Here is a 23,723-nt window from a genome sequence, read left to right as displayed (position 1 = left end):
CTGGAAACCTGAAGGTTCTGTCATGACGCGAATCTCACTCGTAGTGTCCGACGTCGACGGCACGCTGCTGACCAAGGACAAGAGGCTGACGGAACGTGCGAGGAGTGCGGTGCAGCGGCTGCACAAGGCCGGCATCGGCTTCACCATCACCTCCAGCCGTCCCGCCATCGGCATGCGCTTCCTGATCGAGCCGCTGGCGCTCTGGCTGCCGGTCGGCCCGTTCAACGGCTCCTCGATCGTCGATCCCGAGATGCGGCCGGTCGAGCAACACTTGATCCCGGCCAGCGCCGCCGAGCGGTCCTTGCACATCCTCCGCAAGTTCGGCGCCGACATCTGGCTGTTCACCACTGACAAGTGGCTGATCGACAACCCCAGCGGCAAATATGTCGCACACGAGCAGCATACGATCCGCTCCCATCCCACCATCGTGACGGACTTTTCGCCTTACCTGTCGAGCGCCTGCAAGATCGTCGGCGCCAGCGCCGACGCCGCCGGGCTCGAGGCTTGCGAGAAGGCGATGCAGGAGGCGCTCGGCAGCGAGGCCACCGCGGTGCGCTCGCAGACCTATTATCTCGACATCACCCCGCCGGGCTTCAACAAGGGCACCTTCGTCGAGGCGATGGCCAGGCGCCTGGACATTGCGACCGGTGCCGTCGCCACCATCGGCGACATGCAGAACGACCTTGCGATGTTCGCCGTCAGCGGCATCTCGATCGCCATGGGCAACGCCACCGACAACGTCAAGGACCAGGCGACGCACGTTACGGCGACCAACGAGCAGGATGGTTTTGCCGAGGCGATGGAGATGATCTTGAAGCGGAATGGGGTGGGGTGAGGCCTGATGTGACGAGCCTCGACTAGCGCCCCAACGACGGTGCGTTCCCTCCCCCTTGTGGGGGAGGGGTGGAAGGAAAAGGTGCCTATAGTTACTCCCAAGCGCTGGTGCGCGGTCGAGAGAATCCCCGCGTGGTACCCCCCTCCCTCCCCTCCCCCACAAGGGGGGAGGGAACGGAGAGAGTCCCACAGCCTACTACTTCGACCGCTGCACCGCCGGCTTCTCGCTCTCCTGTCTTGCCGCCGACAGATTATGCGCGGTGTTGACCAGCGCGATGTGTGTCAGTGCCTGCGGGAAATTGCCGGTCTGGCGCCGAGCGTCGGAATCATATTCCTCCGCCAACAGGCCGACATCGTTCGCGATGCCCACGACGCGATCGAGCAAGATCTGCGCCTTGTCGAGATTGCCGGCGAGCACATGGGCATCGGCGAGCCACAAGCTGCAGGCCAGAAACGCGCCTTCGAGCGGCGGCTGCCCCGCAGGCAGCTCGCGCGGATCGTGCCGCAGCACGAAGCCATCACGCATCAGGCATGTCTCGACCGCGGCGATGGTGCCGCGGATGCGCGGATCCGACGGCGGCAGGAAGCCCACGGCCGGCAGCAGCAGCACGCTGGCGTCGAGCAGTTTCGAGCCGTAGGATTCGACGAAGGCGTTCTCCTCCGCGTCAAATCCCCTGTTGCAGACGTCGCGATGAATGGCCTCGCGCAAGGTACGCCAGTGTAGCAGCGGCGCCTTGAAGCCGAAGGTTTCGGCGCTCTTGATGCCGCGATCGAAGGCGACCCAGGTCATCACCTTGGAGAAGACGTAGTGCCTGGGCTGGCCGCGCCGCTCCCAGATGCCGTGATCGGGCCGGTCCCAAACTTCGGCCAGATGATTGAGCACGGCACATTCCAGCGACCATGTCGTTTCATCATCGAGCTTGAGCTTGGCCATGCGCGACTGGTGGAAGGCGTCGATCAGCTCGCCGTAGACGTCGAGCTGGAGCTGCGCATGTGCGGCATTGCCGACGCGCACCGGCTTGGCGCCCTCATAACCGTCGAGCCAGCCCGCCTCCCATTCCAAGAGCCGCCGCTGGCCCCAGATACCGTACATGATCTGCATGTTCGCCGGCGAGCCGGCCGCCGCGCGCAGCAGCCAATTGTGCCAAGCCAGGGCTTCCTCGGTGTATCCCGAGTTCATCAGCGCCAACAGCGTGAAGGTGGCATCGCGCAGCCAGCAGAAGCGATAGTCCCAGTTCCTGCTGCCCCCGAGCTTTTCCGGCAGCGAGGTGGTGGGTGCCGCAACGATGCCGCCGGTCGGCGCGAAGGTCAGCGCCTTCAGCGTGATCAGCGAGCGCATGACGAGGTCTTGATAGTCGCCGTCGCGGGTGCAATGGCCGCACCAATCCTGCCAAAACTTTTCGGTGTCCTGAAGCGCGATCTCCGGATCGATCGGCGCGGGCGGCTCCAGATGCGAGGGGCCGTAGGTCAGCACGAACGGCACGGTCTCGCCGGCCTTCACCTCAAAATCGGCAACCGTGGTCAGATCCTCGCCGCGGGTTTCGACAGGCGTGCGCAGCACGGTCATATCCTGGCCGGCGATGGCCATCAGGGAATGGTCGATCCGCCGCACCCAGGGGATATCGGTGCCGAAGCCGAAGCGGATCACGAGCTCCATCCGCATCTTCACCGCGCCGCTAACGCCGCGGACCAGCCGCACGATGTCGGACGCCTTGCCGCGCGGCGGCATGAAGTCGGTCAGCGTGACGGTGCCGCTCTTCGTCTCGAAACGCGTTTCGAGGATGAGAGTGTTGCCGAGATAGCGGCGTGAGATGCTGGTGACGTCCTCGGCCGGCGTAACCAGCCAGCGGCCGTTCTTATCGCTGCCGAGAATCGCTGCAAAGCAGGCATCGGAATCGAAGGCGGGCCAGCACAGCCAATCGATCGAGCCGTTGCGCCCGACCAGCGCCGCGGTCTCGCAATCACCGATCAGCGCATAGTCCTCGATCCTCTGAGACAATGTCGTGCGAGCCTTGAAAACAGCCCCCTGGAAGCCCTTCGTCAACTCCCGCCATTCAGCGAACGTTCCCGCGTCGCCGCTCGCAAGGCCGCGAAGTCGACCTTCGCGGCGATCTTGTCGAGCGCAACGGGCAGGCGCTGGCGCCAGTTCGGATGTTCGTCGATCGTGCCGGGAATGTTGGGCTGGTCGATCACGCCGAGCAGATCCTCCATGGAGACCGCGAGCAGCCGCGACGGCGTGCGGGACAGGAAGGCCAGCACCGAATAGAGGTCGTTGGCACAAATGCCGTTCTGGCGCAGGATCTCGTCGAGCCTGCCGAGCGCATCCCAGCGCGCCTGGTCGTTCTCGCCGGGATCGAGCCCGAGCGAGCGCTTCATCTTGAGGTCGCCGAAGGAGCGCCAGCCGGCATAGGTCGACAAATCATGCGTGTTCAGCGTGACCAGCGCGTTGGGCCGGTAATGGTCGACGTTGCGGAAATGGCCGGCATCGTCGCGCTCGAACATCATGACCAGATAGGACCAGATGCCGAAATCCTGCATGGTCTCGCGAAAACCTTCCGGCACGGTGCCAAGATCCTCGCCGATCACGATGCATTTGTGGGCCGCGCTCTCGCGCGCCACCGCGCCAAGCAGCGCCTCGAACGGCATCTGCACATAGGCGCCGTTGTCCGGCTTGAAGCCGCGCGGCACGAGATAAAGCCGCTTCAGGCCCAGCACGTGATCAAGCCTGATCGCGCCGGCATGGCGCATCGAGGCCGCCAGCATGTCGGCGAACGGCACGAAGGATTGCGCTTCCAGGCCGCCGGCGTTGAAGCCGGCAAGGCCCCAGTCCTGGCCGATGGTGTTGAGCACGTCGGGCGGCGCGCCGACGGCGAGATGACGGGAGATCGCCATCTGCTCGTTCCAGGCATCGAAGCCGTTGGACTGCACGCCGACGGCGACGTCGAGATAGAGCCCGACGCGCATGCCGAGCTGGCTGGCAAGCTCCTTGGCCGCATGCAGCTGGCTATCTGCGGTCCATTGCACGAATTCGACGAACTCGACCTCGCGCTTGTCAGGCCCATTGCGCAAGCCGGCGCATTTTGCCTCATCCGGTTGCTGCCATTCAACCGGCCATTCCCACCAAGGCGCGGTGAAACGATGGCGCAGCACCTCGAAGCAGGCGAAGCGGGACAATAGCGGCGCGCGGGCGGCGCGGAAGGCGTCGAACGCCTTGCGGCGCGCCGCGCTTGCCGTCCTCAGGAAGCTGTCAAAGGCGGCGCGCAGGCCCAGCCATTTCAAAGCCGCCATGTCGGCATAGGGGACGCGATCGCCCTGGCGCAGACGGGCGGCGGTCGCGGCAGCGTCGGGCACGAGGTCCGCGGAGAATTCGGGAATGGCCTCGACGTCGATATAGAGCGGGTTGAGGAACAGCCGGCTGTTCGGCGAATAGGGGCTGCAATCGGCCGGGTGGTCGTCGAACAGGACATGCAGCGGATTGAGTCCGACACCGTCGGCCCCGAGCTGCTTGGCGAGCCGGACGAGATCGGCAAGATCGGTGAAATCGCCGATGCCCCAATTGCGCTCCGAACGGACGCTGTAGAGCTGCACGGCGAGCAGCCAGCCGCGATCGAAATCGCCGCCGAAGGCGCGCTCGGGCGCCACGATCATCGGCACCTCTTCCGTCACACCTTCGGCATCGGTCAGGGTCAACCGGTGATAGCCGAGCGGCAGGCCGGCAGGCCAGGCGATCACGGGCTCGCGGGCCTCGCCCTCCGCGATCACTTCCCTCTTTGCGGTCAATTTCCACTTCAGCGGCGGCGCGCCGATCGTCGCCAATTCGGTGCGCGGATGCCCTAAGGCACGGACCACGACCGGCCCGCTGACGAAGCGATAAACCCGCTTCTCCGGCAGGGCGTCGAGGATGGATTTGAGGGCCACGGGATCAGTGACCCTCAGCTTTCCGAGGGCGTCGATGAATTCGGATTGAACGCCCTTGATGCGGGCTTGAGCTAAAAGATCCATTCGGCACGCAGCTTGCAGGCCACCCTTTTGCCGGGGGCATCAATTTTAACGAGACGGTGGAAGACGTTAGTCAGCCCTAACTCGCAGACCGCGCTACCCGTTCCCGAGGGAACTAATGACACACAACCGGCTTTCTATATAGGTACCAAGCGTAGGTTCCCGACAAGGGAAACGGGCTCCTGCTTTCTTGTCAATGGCATCACCGTGAACAAGACAATTCAAACTGTCGAAAGTGCCGCAGCCGGCAGCGCTTTCCTGATCGAGGACGTCTATCCCGCAATCGACGCCGGCCGCTTCACCGTGAAGCGGATCGCGGGTGAGCGCATGGAGGTGTGGGCCGATGTCTACCGCGATGGCGACGCCGTGGTCGGGGCAGCGCTGATCTGGCGCCGCGAACAGGACCGCGACTGGAAGCGCGAGCCGATGGACCATCGGGGCAATGACCGCTGGTCCGGCGGATTCACACCCGTTGAGCCCGGCCAATACATCTACGCGATCGAGGCCTGGACCGACGAGTTCGCCACCTGGTCGCACGGGGTCGCGCGCAAGCAGCGAATGGGTGCCGATGTCAGCCTCGATGCGATCGAGGGGGCCGGGCTCCTGACCAAGGCGCATGGCGCGCGCCAGGACGCGGCGGCGGTCATCGTCAGACAGTGCGAGGACTATCTTCAGACCGGCGATGTCGCCTCGCTGCTTGCGGCCGAGCTCGGCAATGCCATGGCAGAGAGCCAGTCCCGGCCGGACCTGACCCGCTCGCAGCCCTTCCCGCTGACCGTCGACCGCGACAAAGCGCGCTTCGGCGCCTGGTATCAGATGATGCCGCGCAGCCAGAGCCAGGTCGCCGGCCAGCACGGCACGCTGCGTGACTGCATCACCCGCGTGCCTGACATCGCCGCGATGGGTTTTGACGTGCTCTACTTCACGCCGATCCACCCGATCGGCCGTCGCCGCCGCAAGGGCCGCAACAATGCGCCGGTGGCAACCGAAGGCGAGCCCGGATCGCCCTACGCGATCGGAGCCGCCGAGGGCGGCCATGATGCGCTGCATCCCGAGCTCGGCACCATCGAGGATTTCCGCGCGCTGGCCGCGACCTGCCTGGAATACGGTCTCGAGCTCGCGCTCGATTTCGTCGTGCAATGCTCGCCCGACCATCCCTGGCTGACGCAGCATCCGGAATGGTTCAAATGGCGGCCGGACCGGTCGGTGCGGACCGCGGATGGACCCTATTCGGACATCGTGATCCCCGATTTCAACTCCGTCGACAGGGCCGGGCTGTGGAATGGGTTTCGCGACGCCATGCTGTTCTGGATCGACCAAGGCGTCACCATCTTCGCCATCGACAACCATGACACCGCGCCGCTTGCGTTCTGGGACTGGCTGATCCGCGACATCCGCCGCCGGCATCCCGAGGTGATCCTGTTCTCCAAGACGTTTGCCCGGCCGAAGCTGATGAAGGGCCTCGCCAAGCTTGGCTTTGCGCAGTCCTTCACCTATTTCCCGTGGCGCACGACAAAGTGGGAGCTGGAGCAATATCTCGGCGAGCTGACGCGCTTTCCCGAGCGCGACTTCTATCGGCCGAACCTGTTCGTCAACACGCCCGACCTGCTGCCCTATCATCTCCAGGGCGGCGAAGCCTGGGCGTTCAAGTCACGCCTTGCGCTGGCGGCGACGTTGTCGGGCAGTTACGGCGTCTACAGCGGGTTCGAGCTACTGGAACACGAGGCGATGCCCGGCCGCGAGGAATATCTGGATTCCGAGAAATACCAGATCCGGCAACGCGACTGGGACCGGCCCGGCAACATCAAGTCCTACATTGCCGGTCTCAACCGAATCCGCAACGACAATGCCGCGCTCCAGCAAACGGCGAACTTGCGGTTTCTCGGCATCGAGGACGGCGAGACGATCGCCTTCGTCAAGGAAGCGGCTGAGCCGGCCAATACCGTCGTCGTCGTGATCGCGCTCTCGGGCCATTTGCGCGAGTGCTGGCTGCCGCTCGGCGACGTCACCGTTGACGCCGGCGGGCAGCGGCACCATGTGACGACACTCGAAAACCTTCTCACCGGCGAACAGTCCCGCATCGAATGGGGCGGGATCAAGTTGCGTATCGATCCCGACCGCGATCCGGCGCTCTTGTTCCGCTGCCTGGCGTAAGGGGTCACGCCATGAATGTTCTGTCTTCCGTCGACACCAAGAAGCTTGAGGCTGCTGAGATCGTGGATGAGCTCTGGTACAAGGACGCCATTATCTATCAGCTCCACGTCAAGGCCTTCGCCGACAGCAACAATGACGGGATCGGCGATTTCGCCGGGCTGACCGAGAAGCTGCCCTATCTCCAGGAGCTCGGCGTCACCGCGCTGTGGCTGCTGCCGTTCTACCCCTCGCCCGGCCGCGACGACGGCTACGACATCGCCGACTATGGCTCGGTCAATCCCGATTTCGGGACCATGAAGGACTTCAAGCGCTTCATCCAGGAAGCGCAGAAGCGCGGCCTGCGCGTCATCACCGAGCTCGTCGTCAACCACACCTCGGACCAGCATAACTGGTTCAAGCGCGCGCGCCGCAGCCATCCGGGCTCCAGCGCCCGCAATTGGTATGTCTGGAGCGACACCGACCAGAAATACCAGGGCACGCGGATCATCTTCACCGACACCGAGAAGTCGAACTGGACCTGGGATCACGAGGCTGGCGCCTTCTACTGGCACCGCTTCTTCTCGCACCAGCCAGATCTCAATTTCGACAATCCGCGCGTGGTCAGCGCGCTGATCCAGGTGATGAAGCGCTGGCTGGACGCCGGCGTCGACGGCTTCCGGCTCGATGCCATTCCCTATCTGTGCGAGCGCGAGGGCACCTCGAACGAGAACCTGCCCGAGACGCATGCGATCATCAAGCGCCTGCGCCACGAGCTGGATTCCTATTCCAAGGGCAAGCTGCTGCTGGCCGAAGCCAATCAATGGCCGGAGGACGTGCAGGAATATTTCGGCCGTGGCGACGAGTGCCACATGGCCTACCACTTCCCGCTGATGCCGCGCATCTACATGGCGATCGCGCAAGAGGATCGCTTCCCGATCACCGACATTCTGCGCCAGACGCCGGACATTCCGGCAAGCTGCCAATGGGCGCTGTTCCTGCGCAACCATGACGAACTCACGCTGGAGATGGTCACCGACGTCGAGCGCGATTATCTCTGGACCACCTACGCCAACGATCCCCGCGCCCGCATCAATGTCGGCATCCGCAGGCGCCTTGCGCCGCTGATGGACAATGACCGGCGCAAGATCGAGCTGATGAACTCCCTGCTGCTGTCCTTCCCCGGCACGCCGATCATCTATTACGGCGACGAGATCGGGATGGGCGACAACATCTATCTCGGCGACCGCAACGGCGTGCGGACGCCGATGCAGTGGAGCCCCGACCGCAACGGCGGCTTCTCGCGCTGTGACCCGGCCCGCCTCTACGCGCCGCTGATCATGGATCCCGTCTACGGCTACGAATCCGTGAATGTCGAAGCGCAGTCGCGCAGCCTGTCGTCGCTGCTCAGCGCCACCAAGCGGCTGATCTCGGTGCGCAAGTCGACGCTCGCTTTCGGCCGCGGCACCATGACCTTCATCCGCCCGGCCAATCGCGCCGTGCTGGCCTATGTCCGGCAATACCGCGACGAAGTGATCCTCTGCGTTGCCAATTTGTCGCGCGCAGCGCAAGCGACCGAGCTCGATCTGTCGCCCTGGAAGGACCGCATCCCGCAGGAGATGCTCGGCCGCACCCGCTTCCCCGCGATCGGCGAACTGCCCTACATGATCACGCTGGGGCCCTACGGCTTCTACTGGTTCCAGCTCCAGGAGCGCGACAAGTCCGAGCCGGTGACGCCGCGCGCGGTGCCGGAGTTCGAGACGCTGGTAGTGCCGGTGAACTCGAACTGGGTGTCGCTCGCCCGCGAGCGCGGCGTGTTCGAGCGGGACGTGCTGCCGGGATTCTTGTCACGGACGCGGTGGTATCCCGAGCACAATCCCAAGCAGATCAAGACCACGCTGACCTCGGCGGTGCCGTTCTGCGACATCGGCGACAACAGGCCCTGGATCGCTTTTTTCGAGAAGGCAGACCAGGACGCCGCGTCGCGCTACGTGCTGCCGATGCAGATAGAGTGGGTGCGCTTCGACCGCGAGCGCTTCAACCCGAAGGCACTCGCCGCCGTGCGCCAGGGCGCGCGCGAAGGCACGCTGCTCGACGTGGCGACCGATCAGATCTTCATCGGCCTGTTCCTGCGCAACCTGTCGCAGAATTTGGTGGTGGAAGAGAACAATCTGCGGCTGGAGTTCAAGGCGACCAGCCGCTTCGCGGATTACACCATCAAGGAGCCAGAACGCATCCGCGCGATCGAGCAATCGAACAGCACCGCGCTGGTCGACAACCAGTACGTCGCCAAGCTCTATCGCCAGCTCGAAGGCGGCATCAATCCCGAGATCGAGATCGGCCATTATCTCACCGAGGTTGCGCGCTTTGCCAATACGCCGGCGTTGCTCGGCAGCGTCGAGCTGGTCGAAGGCGATCAGCGCAGCACGCTCGGCGTGCTCCATGCCTATGTCGAGAACCAGGGTGACGGCTGGACCGTGACCACGGGTTATCTCGATCGCTATATCGACGAGCAACGTGTCTTGTCGGCGGGCGAAGCGCCGCGCGAGACCCAGGAGCAAGCGCCTTATCTGCACTTCATCGCGCAGATCGGCCGGCGGCTCGGCGAGTTGCATGTTGCCCTGGCGGCGGCAAAACCGGACGATCTCGCCCCGGAGCCGATCGGCCCTGCGCACGTCAAACGCCTCGTGTCCGACCTCAAGGCGCGGGCGGAGCGGGTTTTCGAACGGCTGGCCGACAGCCGCGACGGCCTGCGGGAGGCGGACCGGCCGCTGATCGACCGGCTCGCCGCCGTGCGCACGTCCCTGCGCGACCGCCTGAACGCGCTATTGCCTTCCGGGATCGGCGGGCTGAACATCCGTCATCATGGCGACTTCCGCCTCGGGCAGACTCTGATCGTGAAGGACGATATCTTCATCATCGACTTCGACGGCGATAACCGTCTGCCGCTGGCCGACAAGCGGCGCAAGCTGCCTGCCGCGCGCGACGTCGCCGGCCTGATCCGCTCGATCGATCTTTCGGTTAATGCGGCGCTGAGCCGTGCGCTCACGGGTGCTTCCGACGAGCAGGGCCGGATCACCGCCGCGCTCGACGAATGGCGCGAGCGAACCGCCGCGACCTTCCTGTCCGCCTATCGCGAAGCCATGACCGATCGACGGCTGTGGCCGGAGGATCGGCAATCCGCGGAAGGCCTGTTAAGGTTTTTCCTGCTTGATCAAGCCTTCGATGAAGTAGAGTACGAGCTGTCCAACCGGCCTGAGGGGCTCCATGCGCCGCTGACCGGACTGCTTCGCATTCTGTCCAGTGCCGGGAGCGAAGCCCATGCCTAAACTGCCTGCCGAGGCCTATGCGATCATCGAGGGCCGCCACTCAGACCCCTTTCACTATCTCGGACGGCATCCCGAGGGCAATAAAAGCGTGGTGCGCGCTTTTCTCCCCGAGGCCTCAAATGTCGAGGCAATCGGCGAGCATGGCGAAGTCGCTCCGCTCGACCGCGTGCACGATTCCGGCCTGTTCATCGGCGCCCTGCCCAATGGCTCGAAGCACTATCAGCTGCGCGCAAAATTCGGCGGCAACGTTGTCGAGTTCGAGGACGCCTACCGCTTTCCGCCGATCCTGACCGATTTCGACCTCTATTTGCTCGGCGAAGGCACCGATCAGCGCCTCTACGACAAGCTCGGGGCGCATCCGATGCGGCTCGAGGGCATCGACGGCATCGGCTTCGTGGTGCTGGCGCCCAACGCACGCCGCGTTTCCGTGGTCGGCGATTTCAATTTCTGGGACGGACGGCGCCATCCGATGCGGGTGCGCGGCGCCGGGTATTGGGAATTGTTCATTCCGCATGCCAAAGCCGGCGCTCACTACAAGTTCGAGATCATCGGCCCGCACGGCCATCTGCTTCCGCTGAAATCAGACCCGATGGCCTTTGCCAGCGAAGTCCGTCCGAAGACGGCCTCTATCGTGTTCGACGAAACGCATTTGCCACGGCCGCGCCCGGCGCCCGACGGCATCAACGCGCTGTCGGCGCCGATGTCGATCTACGAGGTCCATCTCGGCTCATGGCGTCGCAAGAACGGCGATGAATGGCTGACCTATCGCGAGCTGGCCGAACAGTTGCCGGCCTATGCCCGCGACATGGGCTTCACCCATCTCGAATTCCTGCCCGTGAGCGAGCATCCCTTCGATGGCTCCTGGGGCTATCAGCCGACCGGCCTCTATGCGCCGACCAGCCGCTTCGGCACGCCGGAGGATTTTGCCGCGCTCGTCGATGCCTGCCACCGCGAAGGGGTCGGCGTGCTGCTCGATTGGGTGCCCGGTCACTTCCCCGACGATCCGCACGGGCTCGGCAGTTTCGACGGCACCGCGCTCTACGAGCACGCCAACCCGCTCCAGGGCCGCCACCTCGACTGGGGCACCTTGATCTACAATTACGGCCGCACCGAAGTGACGAACTTCCTGGTGTCGAACGCGCTGTTCTGGATGGAGCGTTATGCCATTGACGGCTTACGCGTCGATGCCGTCGCGTCCATGCTCTATCTCGACTACAGCCGGCCGCCCGGCGCCTGGATCCCGAACCAATATGGCGGCCGCGAAAACATCGAGGCCATCAACTTCCTGCGCCGCTTCAACACGGAAGTCTTCGCGCGCTTCCCGCAGGCGACCACGGCGGCCGAGGAATCCACCGCCTGGCCGCAGGTCTCACGCCCGGTCGAATTCGGTGGGCTCGGCTTCGGCTACAAGTGGAACATGGGCTGGATGCACGACACGCTGAACTACATCAGCAAGGATCCGATCCATCGCAAGCACCACCACGGCGACATCCTGTTCGGCCTGCACTACGCCTTCTCGGAAAACTTCATCCTGCCGCTCTCGCATGACGAGGTCGTGCACGGCAAGCGCTCGATCCTCGGCCGCATGCCCGGCGACGAGTGGCAGCGCTTTGCAAACTTGCGCGCCTATTACAGCTTCATGTTCGGCCATCCCGGCAAGAAGCTGTTGTTCATGGGCGCGGAAATCGCTCAGAGCCGCGAATGGAATCACGACCAGTCGCTCGATTGGCACCTGCTCGAATACAAGTATCATTCCGGCATCCAGTCGTTGATCCGCGACCTCAACCGGCTCTACCGCGCGGTGCCGGCGCTGCACCAGATGGACTGCGACCAGGCCGGCTTCGAATGGCTGATCACGGATGACGCCAACCGCAACGTGTTCGCCTGGCTGCGCAAGGGATTCGACGAGCAGGCGCGGTGTCTCGTCATCATCAACTTCTCTCCCAATGTCTATCGCAACTATCGCGTTCGCGTGCCCTTTGCCGGCAAGTGGAAGGAAGTGTTCAATTCGGACTCCGCCCATTATGGCGGCAGCAATGTCGGGAACATCGGTGAGGTTCATGCCGTTGAAGGCAAGGCGCCCGAGCTCCGCCTCACCATTCCGCCGCTCGCCGCGATCTTCCTCGTTCCGGAAAGCTGACACATGCGCCTGACTGCTGGATCGCCTGCACGCCTCGGCGCAAGCTGGGACGGACGCGGCACCAATTTCGCGCTGTTCTCGGCGAACGCACAGAAGGTGGAACTCTGCCTGTTCGACGCGCAAGGCCGCCGCGAGCTCGAGCGCATCGAGCTGCCTGAAAGAACCGAGGATGTCTGGCACGGCTATCTCAACGACGTCTCGCCGGGGCAACTCTACGGCTATCGCGTGCACGGCCCCTACGAGCCCGAGCATGGCCACCGCTTCAATGCGAACAAGCTGCTGCTCGATCCCTATGCCAAGCGGCTCGCGGGACGCCTGGTCTGGAGCGATGCGCATTTTGCCTACCGCACCGGGAGCCCGCGCGAGGATCTGTCCTTCGACCGGCGCGACAACGCCCGCGGCATGCCAAAGGCCGTCGTGGTCGACGAGACCTTCAACTGGGGCCGCCGCGAGATCCGTCCCAACATCCCCTGGGAAGACACAGTCATCTACGAGGCCCACGTCAAGGGTTTGACGCAGAAGCGCGACGACGTACCGCCGAACCTGCGCGGCACCTATGGCGGGCTCTCCTCACCAGCGATGATCGAGCACCTGAAGAAGCTCGGCGTCACCACGGTCGAGCTGCTGCCGGTGCACAGCTTCGTCGATGACCGCATCCTGGTGGAGAAGAAGCTCGCCAATTACTGGGGCTACAACTCGCTCTCCTTCTTCGCGCCGGAGCTACGCTACGCCCAGGACAATGCGCTCGACTCCTTCCGCACCACGGTGGCGCGCCTGCACGATGCCGGCATCGAGGTGATGCTCGACGTCGTCTACAACCACACCGCCGAAGGCAACCATCTCGGCCCGACGCTGTGCTACCGCGGCATCGACAACGCCTCCTATTACTGGCTCAACCGCGAGAACCCGCGCTATTACGACGACTTCACCGGTTGCGGCTCGTCGGTCAATCTCACCCATCCGCGCGTGCTGCAGATGGTGATGGATTCCTTGCGCTACTGGGTCGAGGTCTGCCACGTCGACGGCTTCCGCTTCGACCTTGCCACCACGCTCGCGCGCGGGCCGAACGGTTATGATCGCGGCATCTCGTTCCTGACCGCGATCCGGCAGGATCCGGTGCTCGCGACGGTCAAGCTCGTCGCCGAACCCTGGGACCTTGGCCTCGGCGGTTACCAGGTCGGCGCATTCCCCTCGCAATGGTCGGAATGGAATGATCGCTATCGCAGCGCCATGCGCCGCTACTGGAGCGGCGAAGGTAGCCTGATCGGCGACATCTCCAGCCGGATGACGGCATCCTCCGACCTGTTCAACCATGACGGACGGCGGCCGCGCGCCAGCATCAATCACATCACCGTCCACGATGGCTTCACGCTCGCCGACCTCTTCAGCTACAACGAGAAGCACAACGAGGCCAACGGCGAGGACAACCGCGACGGCTCCAACGACAACCACAGCAACAATTGCGGTGTCGAGGGTCCGACCGACGATCCTGATATCATCGCCCTGCGCCGCCAGCTTCGCAAGAACGTGCTGGCCTGTCTGATGCTGGCCCAGGGTGTTCCGCTGATCCTCGCCGGCGACGAGGTCGGCAACTCGCAGTCCGGCAACAACAACGCCTATTGCCAGGACAACGAGATCGGCTGGGTCGGCTGGGACAATCTCGGCAAAGAGGGCGACGACATGGTCGATTTCGTCGGCCATCTCGCCGACATCCGCCGCCGGTTCTCGCAGCTTCGCAGCCATCGCTGGCTCGACGGCCGCCCCGCAGACGGCGTGTCGTACGGCGCATTGTGGCTGACACCTGCGGGCGACGAAATGACGGAGAACGACTGGAAATTCCCGGAGGGAAGATTCCTCTCCTATGTGATGGGCCCGGTGGAACCGGGTGGGGCCGCGATCTTTATCGTACTGAACGCCGCCCCCGAAGAGATCGCATTCAAATTGCCCAAAATGACCGAATACAAGAGCTGGCAGCAGATCTTGAACACGACCGATGCCAAGCTGAATACGGTCGAGTTCCCGCCCGGGAGCGACAGCAAGGCGCCGCCGCGCTCCGTGCTCGCCTTCGCGGGGGCGCTATGAGGCCATCCTTCGGGGCGAGGCCGACAAAGGACGGCGTGTCGTTCCGACTGTGGGCGCCTGGCGCGCGCCGTGTCGACCTCCTGCTCGACCGAAGACACGCGATGCAGCGCCGGCAGGATGGCTGGTACGTGGCGGAGATTTCCGGCCTCACCGCCGGCAGTCCCTACAAGTTCAGGATCGACGACGAGATCGAGGTACCCGATCCCGCCTCGGCCTTTCAGCCCGAGGATGTGTTCGGCCCGAGCGAGGTGATCGATCACGACGCCTTTTCGTGGCGTGCGCGCGATTGGCGCGGCCGCCCCTGGGAAGAGACGGTGCTGATCGAGACCCATGTCGGCACCTTCACCTCTGAAGGCACCTATCGCGCCATGATCGACAAGCTCGATCATCTCGTCGCAACCGGCATCACCGCGCTGGAATTGATGCCGCTGGCCGATTTCGCCGGGCGGCGCGGCTGGGGCTATGACGGCGTGCTGTGGTATGCGCCCGACAGCGCCTATGGCCGGCCCGAAGACCTGAAGACGCTGATCGACGAAGCGCATCTGCGCGGGCTGATGGTGTTCCTCGACGTCGTCTACAATCATTTCGGGCCCGAGGGGAATTATCTCGGCCGCTATGCGCCGACCTTCTTCACCGACGCGCACACACCCTGGGGCAGTGCGATCGACTATCGCGTGCCGCAGGTGCGCGCATTCGCAGTCGAGAACGCGCTGTCCTGGCTCAGCGACTACCGTTTCGACGGCCTGAGGCTGGATGCCGCCAATCACATCATGGCAATCCCCGGCGAGCAGTCGATGCTGCAGGACCTCAGCGTCGCGGCCGGCGAGCTTGCCAAGGCCACGGGGCGGCACATCCATCTCGTGCTGGAGAACGGCGACAATCGCGCCAGCCTGCTCGACGCGGCGCAGGAGCCGCCGAACGGCAGATATCGCGGACAGTGGAACGACGATTATCATCACGTCTGGCACGTGATGCTGACCGGCGAACTCGCCGGATACTACGCGGATTACCAAACGCCTCGACTCGATCTCGCCCGCGCGCTGGCCTCCGGCTTCGTCTACCAGGGGGAGGTTTCGGAGTTCTGGGGCAAGAAGCCGCGCGGCGAGCCGAGCGGCAAGCTGCCGCCGGCGACCTTCGTCAATTTCCTGCAAAACCACGACCAGATCGGCAACCGTCCGCTCGGCGACCGGCTCGAGAGCCTGGCATCATCGCAGCAGATCGAAGCGGCGCTCGCAGTGACCCTGCTCGCGCCGATGGTGCCGATGATGTTTCAGGGCGAGGAATGGGGCTCCACGGCGCCTTTCCCGTTCTTCTGCGATTTCCACGGCGAACTGGCCGATGCCGTCCGCAAGGGGCGCAAGCAGGAATATGCCTGGGCTTACGAGAAGTATGGCGACGAGGTGCCCGACCCGCTCGATCCGGCAACGCTGCAATCGGCCGTGCTCGACTGGACCGGCCGCACGCCGCAGCAGGACGCGCGGCTCGCGCTGGTCCGGGAGCTGCTCGCGCTTCGCCGCAAGGAGATCATGCCGCGGCTGAGGGGCGCGAGTTTCGGCGAGGCCGAGGCGGCCGACAGCGGCCTGCTCACCGCGCATTGGCGCATGGGCGACGGCACCGTGCTGCGACTGACCGCCAACCTGTCGGACCACGAGATCATCTGCAACGTCAGCGCGGGTACGCCGATCTGGGGCGGCGAGACCGGCGACCGGCTTCCGCCCTGGTCGGTGGTCTGGCGCCTCGGAGGTTAGGATGCCTCCCGCCATTCCGCTCGCGACCTACCGGCTTCAGCTCACCGCGGATTTCGACTTCGACAAGGCCGCCGCGGTGGTGCCCTATCTGAAGGCGCTGGGGATCACGCATCTCTATGCCTCGCCGGTGATGAAAGCGCGCAAGGGCTCGACCCACGGCTACGACACCGTCGATCACAGCCAGTTCAATCCGGAGCTTGGCGGCGAGGCCGGCTTCGCCCGGCTGGGCGAGGCGCTGACCAAGCACGACCTCGGCCTCATCATCGACTTCGTGCCCAACCATGTCGGCGTGCATTTTGCCGACAATCCCTGGTGGCTCGACGTGCTGGAATGGGGCCAGGCTTCGCCCCACGCGGTCTCCTTCGACATCGACTGGGATCAGCTCGCTTACCGCGCCCGCGGCGGCGTACTGCTGCCCATCCTCGGCGCGTCCTATGGCGAGGCGCTCGAGCACGGCGACATCGAGCTGCGATACGATCCTGATGAGGGCAGTCTTTCCGCCTGGTATTTCGAGCATCGCCTACCCGTCGCGCCGGAGCGCTATGGCGAGATGCTGCGCATGATCGTGAAGGAAGCGGATGCCGCCGAGAGGGAGGCCGGCAAACTTCTGCTGTCGCTTGCGGCGCGCTATACCGGATTGCGCCGTCCCAACCGCAAGGAGGCACCGGCGTTCAAGGCCGAGCTCAGGGAGATCCCTGGTGCCGCCGAAATCATCGCACGCGGCCTCGCCGCCTATCGTGCCGCCAAGGACCGTCCCGCGCAGACGCTGGCGCTGCATCATCTGCTCGAACGCCAGCACTATAAGCTCGGGCACTGGCGGCTTGCCTCCAGCGATATCAACTATCGCCGCTTCTTCGACGTCAACGGGCTCGCCGGTCTGCGCGTCGAGGACGCGAGCACCTTCGCCGCCACGCACCGGCTGGTGAAGCAGCTCATCGCCACCGGCAAGCTGCAGGGCATCCGGCTCGATCACATCGACGGCCTGCGCGATCCCGCGCAATATTGCCAGCGGCTGCGCCGGCTGGTGCGCGACGCGCAAGGAAATACAAAGCCGTTCTACACGGTGATCGAAAAGATCCTGTGCGAGCACGAACGCCTGCCGCACTTCGCCGGCGTTCAGGGCACCACGGGCTATGAATGGATGAACGTCATCACCCATGCACTGGTCGAGGCCGGGGGCCTCGGGGCGCTGGACGAGACCTGGCGGCAGGTCAGCAACCGGCCGCCGCGGCTTGCACCTTACGTCAAGGACGCCAAGCGGCGCGTGCTGGAGACGCTGCTCACCAGCGAATTCACCGTGCTGACCCGCCTGCTCGCGCGCATCGCCAACGGGCATTACTCGACGCGCGATTTCTCCGCCGACAGCCTGCGGCAGGCGCTCGAGCTCTATGTGCTGCATTTCCCGGTGTACCGCACCTATCTGACCAACAGCGGCCCGACCGCGCCCGACCGCAAGCTGATCGACGACACCATCGCGCGCGCCCGCGCGGAATGGTTCGCCGCGGACGAAGGCATCTTCGACTTCCTGCGCGACGCGCTGACCATGGACCTGCTCAAGCCTGGCCGCCCCCCGCACAGCGCCCCGCGCGTGCGTCGTTTCGCGCTGAAGGTGCAGCAATTCACCGGACCGATGATGGCGAAGTCGCTGGAGGACACCGCGTTCTATCAATTCCACCGGCTGCTCGCGCTGAACGAGGTCGGCGGCGATCCCGCCAGCACCGGGCTCACGATTTCCGCCTTCCACGAGACCATGCAGGCCCGCGCCAGGGAATGGCCGCTGGGAATGACGGCGACCTCCACCCACGACACCAAGCGCGGCGAGGACGCCCGCGCGCGCATCGCGGCGCTCAGCGAGATTCCCGGCGAATGGACCAGCGCGGTGGCGCGCTGGAAGGTGTTGAACGCGCCGCACCTCACGCTCCACGGCAATTACCGAGCGCCGTCGGCGACGTTCGAATACATGCTCTACCAGACCCTGCTCGGAGCCTGGCCGCTGCAGGGACCGGTCGATGCCGGCTTCGTCGAGCGCATCCAGGCCTATGCGCTGAAGGCCGCGCGCGAGGGCAAGGAAGAGACGAGCTGGCTCAACCCGCATGAAGCCTATGAGAACGGCGTCAAGGGTTTCATCGACAAGATCCTCGATCCCGCACTATCCGGCGAATTCCTGGATTCACTACAAACGCTGGCCCGGCGCCTGGCGCTGCTCGGCGCCTTGAATTCTCTGAGCCAGCTCACCCTCAAGGCGACGCTGCCCGGCGTACCCGACTTCTATCAGGGCACCGAGTTCTGGGACCTGTCGCTGGTCGACCCCGACAACCGCCGCCCGGTCGATTTTGGCGCGCGGCACGCGGCGCTGAGTTCGCTGGACGATCCGGATTGGCGTGGCCTGACCAAGAGTTGGCCCGACGGCCTGATCAAGCTGGCCTGGACACGGCGTCTTCTCAAGACGCGCAATGAATTCGCCGACGTCTTCGCTCAAGGCGACTATCAGCCGCTGGCGGTGCGCGGCGCAGATGCCGACCACATCATCGCCTACGCCCGCCGCCATGGCCGCGCTGCGGCGATCGTCGTGGTCGGGCGCCAGTTCGCGCAGTTCACCCAAGCGGGCCGGGAATGGCCCGCGCTGGAGGGAATTGACGCCGCCGTCGATATCACGGGCTATGCCACGACGGGCCTTGAGGGCCACGAACTGCCGGTCACGCAGGCTTTCCGCGATTTTCCCGCCGCTGTCATCGAGGCCCGCACGGCAAGCGCCATCAGGCCCGCGCGGCCGCGCGTGCGCGCCTGAAGCTACTTTCCGTCATCCTTGGTCAGCAGCAACTGCCCGCGCTTCCTGATCGTGGCCTGTGCCATCTCGGCAAAGCGCTGCAACAGCCAGGGCAGCACCACCTGGACCTTGACATGGTCTTCAGCGACGTCGACCTGACCCGTCGCGATCTGCCCAAGCGCGCGAATGCGAAACGCCATGCTGTCGCCGGTCCAGCGCTCCTCCTCGACCTGCATCACCGGAATGCTGGCTGCCGCCCGGCCGAGCCCGGTCTTGAGCCGGCGCACCGCCTCTTCGCGGCCGAGACGGTGCGGGATAGAAACGACAAGTGGTGCTGACATGGCCTTGCCCCGTGATGATCGATCCTCACATAGTCATGCCGGATGAAGCGGCAAAGGTTCCATGCAACTTGGACCTGTAGCCCTGTTTCAAAACCGGAACTTAAAAACCTGCGGCAAGTTGCCCTCGCACAAGGGGACAGGTGCAAACGACCCTTTCATCGAAGGGCTGAGGAGATTCGCATGTCAATCGGTACGATCATTCTGATCATTCTGGTCATCGCCCTGCTTGGCGGCTTCAGCGGCATCGGCGGCGGCCCGTTCTACGGCACCGGCTATTACGGCGGCGGCGGCCTCGGACTGGTCATCGTCATCCTGTTGATCCTGCTGCTGCTGGGACGGATCTAGCAAGCACAACTGCGTAGGGTGGGTTAGCCGTGCGGCTGCGCGAAGCGCAGTCCGCTCGGCGTAACCCACCTCTTTCGTTTTCGCAGCGACAGAAGTGGTGGGTTACGCTTTGCAGATGCGCTTCACGCATCTGCAAAGCTAACCCACCCTACTTCTTCTTCCCCGCAAGCTTCTTGATCGCCGCCTTGATCGACGCGGCGGCATCGTCATAGTCCTCCCACGCCTTTGACCGCGGCAGCAGGCCCGGCACGGTCCGCAGCGTATAGCGCTGCGGATCGAGATCGCTCTTCCCCTGCGCCCAGGTGACGGGCATCGAGACCGTGGCACCGGCTCGCGCCCGCGGCGACAGCGGGGCCACCGCCGTCGACATCCGGTCATTACGGAGATAGTCGAGGAAGATCTTCCCCTTGCGCAGCTTCTTCGACATGTTGAGCAGATAGCGCTCAGGATCGTCGTCGGCCATCCACTGGCAGACGCCTTGCGCGAAGGCCTTGGCTTCCTTCCAGCTCACCTTGTCGCGCGCGCCGTGAAGCAGCGGCACCACCACATGCAGGCCCTTGCCGCCCGTGGTCTTGCAGAAGCTCTCCATACCGATATCGGCCAGCCGCTGCCGCATCTCCTTGGCGGCCTCGACCACATCGGCGAACTCCACATCCGGCGCCGGATCGAGATCGAACACCAGCCGGCCCGGCGTATCGTAGGCATCAGGCGCGCAATTCCAGGGATGCAACTCGACACCGCCGATCTGCGCGACGGCGGCCAGCCCTTCGACGCGATCGATCTGCAGATACGGCTTGCGATCGCCTGAGACCTTGGCCAGTTCGAGCAAATTCGAGGTGCCCTGCATCGCATGACGCTGGAAGAACGTCTCGCCGCCGATGCCGTCGGGCGCACGCACGATCGAGCACGGGCGCCCTTTCAGATGTTCGATCATCCACTCGCCAACCGCCTCGAAGTAGCGCGCGAGATCGAGCTTCGTCGCGCCCTCGCCGTCACGGCCGTCGGGCCACAGCTCCTTGTCCGGCTTGGAGATGACGACGCCCATCACCTCGGCGGTGCCGGTGTCCTTCGATCGCTTAGCTGTCTTCGCCGCGCGCTTGCTGGGCGTGGGCTCGGCTAGCTCGGTGTCGACAGGCGTCTCCGCCTCGACCTCCTCGGCGGGCTTGTCCTGCCGCAAGCCCTTGAACGCGGCCTGGCGGATATTGCCGTCGGCGGTGAAGCCGGCGAACTCGATCTCGGCGACGAGTTCCGGCTTCAGCCAGTGCACCTCGCGGCTCTTCTTCGGCGCGTTCTTGCCGCCGAAGGGGCTCTCCTTGGCCTCCATGGCCTTCAGGGACGGCATGATGCGCTTGACCTTGTCGGCGCCGAAGCCGGTGCCGACCATGCCAACGAAGGCGAGATGATCGCCGCGCTGCACCCCGGCCATCAGCGAGCGGAATTTGCCGTTGGTGGTCTTGTAGCCGCCGATCACCACTTCGTGGCCCGCGCGACATTTCGATTTGACCCAACTCTCGGTGCGGCCGGAGCGATAGGCAGCGTCCAGCTTCTTCGACACCACGCCTTCGAGCTCGAGCTTGCAGGCCGATTGCAGCACCGCATCGCCGCCGCTCTCGAAATGCTCGACATAGCGGATCTGGGCCGATTTCCGCTTGCGGGCCTGCAGCAGCTTCTTGAGCTGCGCCTTGCGCTCGCCAAGCGGCAGCCGGCGGTAATCCTGTCCCTCGGCGAACAGCAGGTCGAACGCAAAGAAGATCAGCTCGCCGGTCTTGCCGTCCGACAGCGCCGCCTGAAGCGAGGAGAAGTTCGGCGCACCGTTATGGTCGAGCGCCACGATCTCGCCGTCGATCATGACGTCCGCCAGCGACCCAGCTTCTTTCGCGATCGCCGCGAACTTGTCGGTCCAGTCGAGGCCCTTGCGCGTCTTCAGCGTTGCCTCGCCGTTCTCGACCCGGAGCTGCACCCGATAACCGTCGAACTTGATCTCGTGGCACCAGCCCTCGCCAGCCGGCGGCCGCTCGACCAGCGTACAGAGCTGCGGCGCGACGAAGTCCGGCATCTCCGAGACCTTCTTCGCATTAGTGGCGGTCGTCGTCTTTTTCTTTGCCGGTTTGCTTGATTTCAATGCCGTACGCGGCGCCGGCTTGACCGTCTGCCCTTTCGCTTCCTCGGCCCGGTTGGATTGCCAGACCGCGTCGGCCTTGGTCTTGGCACCCTTGGCCAGCATGAATGGCTTTGGCGCACGCCCCTTACCCTCGGCGATCTGCTCCATCGCACGGCCGGAGGCGACTGATTTGTCCTCGTCGAGAATGTCGTTCTTGGCCCCTTCGCGGACGAATTCGTCGCGGTGCTTGATCAAGAGCCAGTTGGTGCGCTTGCCGCCGGTACGGTCGTTGCGCATGCGGACCAGGACCCAGCTTCCGTGCAGCTTGTCCCCATGCAAGGTGAACTTCAAATCGCCCTTCTTGAAGCCGCGTTCGGGATCTTCCGACTCCCAGGTGCCACGATCCCACAGCATCACCGTGCCGCCGCCATACTGCCCTTCCGGAATCGTGCCTTCGAAATCGCCATAGTCGAGCGGATGATCCTCGACCTCGACCGCCAACCGTTTGTCGTGCGGATCGAGCGAGGGACCCTTGGTCACCGCCCAGGACTTGAACACGCCGTCGAATTCGAGCCGCAAATCATAGTGCAGCCGGCTCGCATCGTGCTTCTGGATCACGAAGCGGCGCTGCTTCGACGGCATCACCGCGGTCTTGCCCGACGGCTCCGGCGTCTTCTCGAAATCACGTTTTTGTCGATAGGTGGAGAGTTTTTGCAGCACGACCGGTCCCGCTTCTCTTTCGGGGATTCAAGCCTATCACGGCCAAAGTCCCATCCGGAACCAAAACCCAGCGGAGCGGTTGGGGTTCCAAAATGCCTTGAAAACACTGGAGAATGGAATGGCCCCGCGCGCCTATTGGAAGGGAACGTTGAAGCTGTCGCTGGTCAGCTGTCCGGTCGTGCTTTATCCGGCGACCACCGCGGCTGAGAAGACGCGGTTTCACCTGATCAACCGCGAGACCGGCAACCGGCTCAAGCAGCAGATGATCGATGCCGAGACCGGCGATGTCGTCGAGAGCGACCAGAAGGGCCGCGGCTACGAGCTGCGCAAGGGCAAATATGTCGAGATCGAGCCGGAGGAGCTCGAGGCGGTCCAGATCGAGAGCAACCACACCATCGACATCGAGAGCTTCGTGCCGAGCGAGGAGATCGACCAGCGCTACCTCAACCATCCCTATTACCTTGCACCCGACGGCAAGGCCGCGGTCGATGCCTTTGCGGTGATCCGCGACGCCATGAAGGACCAGGAGCGCGTGGCGCTCGCCAAGATCGTGCTCACCAACCGCGAGCACATCATGGCGATCGAGCCGCTCGGCAAGGGCCTGCTCGGCACCACGCTGCGCTTCCCTTACGAGTTGCGCGACGAGGACCAGTTCTTCGACGACATCAAGAGCCCTAAGATCACCAAGGACATGGTCGAGCTCGCCAGCCACATCCTCCAGACCAAGGCCGCCCATTTCGACCCCGGCAAGTTCAAGGACGAGTACGAGAACGCGCTGAAGGCGCTGGTGAAACGCAAGGCCAGCGGCAAGAAGATCGAGCTGCCGGAACCCGAGGAGCGCCCCAGCAACGTCGTCAGCCTGATGGACGCGCTGAAGCAGAGCCTGAAAGGACGTGGCGGCAAGAAGACGGCCGCGAAGTCGCATGCGCGGCGGGCAACTGGACGGCAGCGAACCGCGAAGAAGGCGCATCGGTCTACGGCGCGACATCGGAAGGCGGGCTAACTGCTTGCCCAGCACTCGATATCGTAGGGTGGGCAAAGCGAAGCGTGCCCACCACCTTTATCAAAATCGCGAGAATGGTGGGCACGGCGCTTTGCGCCTTTGCCCACCCTCATATGGGGATTTGTGAGTCAAGGCCTGTCGACTGGCTTGAGTGAGGTTGGTCGGGTGAGAGGGCGGCGCGCGG

The 23,723-nt window shown here is 64.4% G+C and carries 13 protein-coding genes; 9 read left to right on the top strand and 4 right to left on the bottom strand.

The features are described 5' to 3' along the window. Window positions 1-22 precede the first annotated feature (22 nt). On the top strand, window positions 23-835 hold the full coding sequence (locus tag RAD04_RS22930; protein WP_461625584.1) for an HAD family hydrolase: 813 nt from the start codon (window positions 23-25) through the stop codon (window positions 833-835). A 195-nt stretch (window positions 836-1,030) separates the two neighbouring features. Here RAD04_RS22930 and RAD04_RS22925 read toward each other — a convergent pair whose 3' ends face one another. Beyond that, window positions 1,031-2,833, bottom strand: a complete 1,803-nt coding sequence (locus RAD04_RS22925) for a glycoside hydrolase family 15 protein (protein ID WP_461625583.1) — start codon at window positions 2,831-2,833, stop codon at window positions 1,031-1,033. Window positions 2,834-2,874: 41 nt separating this feature from the next. After that, entirely contained in the window at window positions 2,875-4,836 is a 1,962-nt protein-coding gene (gene malQ / locus RAD04_RS22920) for a 4-alpha-glucanotransferase (protein ID WP_461625582.1), read from the bottom strand. A gap of 204 nt (window positions 4,837-5,040) precedes the next feature. Between malQ and RAD04_RS22915 the strand changes: the two genes are divergently transcribed. From RAD04_RS22915 to treY, 6 genes are read left to right on the top strand one after another with little or no spacing between them, the layout of a single operon-like run. Beyond that, a complete protein-coding gene (locus RAD04_RS22915; RefSeq protein ID WP_461625581.1) occupies window positions 5,041-6,987 on the top strand; it encodes a maltotransferase domain-containing protein in 1,947 nt (648 codons plus the stop codon). 11 nt (window positions 6,988-6,998) lie between these two features. After that, a complete protein-coding gene (treS, locus tag RAD04_RS22910; protein ID WP_461625580.1) occupies window positions 6,999-10,292 on the top strand; it encodes a maltose alpha-D-glucosyltransferase in 3,294 nt (1,097 codons plus the stop codon). Further along, entirely contained in the window at window positions 10,285-12,432 is a 2,148-nt protein-coding gene (glgB, locus tag RAD04_RS22905; RefSeq protein WP_461625579.1) for a 1,4-alpha-glucan branching protein GlgB, read from the top strand. The genes treS and glgB overlap by 8 nt, the downstream gene beginning before the upstream one ends. Before the next feature lie 3 nt (window positions 12,433-12,435). Next, a complete protein-coding gene (gene glgX / locus RAD04_RS22900) occupies window positions 12,436-14,514 on the top strand; it encodes a glycogen debranching protein GlgX (RefSeq protein WP_091961048.1) in 2,079 nt (692 codons plus the stop codon). After that, entirely contained in the window at window positions 14,511-16,262 is a 1,752-nt protein-coding gene (gene treZ / locus RAD04_RS22895) for a malto-oligosyltrehalose trehalohydrolase (protein ID WP_461625578.1), read from the top strand. The genes glgX and treZ overlap by 4 nt, the downstream gene beginning before the upstream one ends. Window position 16,263: 1 nt before the next feature. Further along, on the top strand, window positions 16,264-19,050 hold the full coding sequence (treY, locus tag RAD04_RS22890) for a malto-oligosyltrehalose synthase (protein ID WP_461625577.1): 2,787 nt from the start codon (window positions 16,264-16,266) through the stop codon (window positions 19,048-19,050). 2 nt (window positions 19,051-19,052) lie between these two features. Here the strand turns inward: treY and RAD04_RS22885 are convergent, their stop codons facing one another. Next, window positions 19,053-19,370 (bottom strand): polyhydroxyalkanoic acid system family protein, encoded by a 318-nt coding sequence (locus RAD04_RS22885; RefSeq protein ID WP_179739129.1) that lies wholly within the window; start codon window positions 19,368-19,370, stop codon window positions 19,053-19,055. 180 nt (window positions 19,371-19,550) lie between these two features. Here RAD04_RS22885 and RAD04_RS22880 point away from each other — a divergent pair, with 180 nt between their 5' ends. After that, entirely contained in the window at window positions 19,551-19,715 is a 165-nt protein-coding gene (locus RAD04_RS22880) for a DUF3309 family protein (RefSeq protein WP_007595743.1), read from the top strand. Window positions 19,716-19,863: 148 nt separating this feature from the next. Here RAD04_RS22880 and ligD read toward each other — a convergent pair whose 3' ends face one another. Beyond that, the gene (ligD, locus tag RAD04_RS22875; RefSeq protein ID WP_461625576.1) at window positions 19,864-22,536 is read right to left on the bottom strand and encodes a DNA ligase D; all 2,673 of its coding nucleotides are present in this window, start codon (window positions 22,534-22,536) and stop codon (window positions 19,864-19,866) included. 118 nt (window positions 22,537-22,654) lie between these two features. On the opposite strand from ligD, the gene ku reads away from it, so the two are divergent. Next, window positions 22,655-23,539 carry a non-homologous end joining protein Ku gene (gene ku, locus RAD04_RS22870; RefSeq protein WP_461617628.1) on the top strand — a complete coding sequence of 295 codons (885 nt, stop codon included), beginning with the start codon at window positions 22,655-22,657 and terminating at the stop codon, window positions 23,537-23,539. Window positions 23,540-23,723 lie beyond the last annotated feature (184 nt).

This window comes from Bradyrhizobium sp. 25ACV (assembly GCF_054863005.1).
Note: the sequence above shows the minus strand (reverse complement) of the source record. Positions and strands in the feature narration are given on the sequence as shown.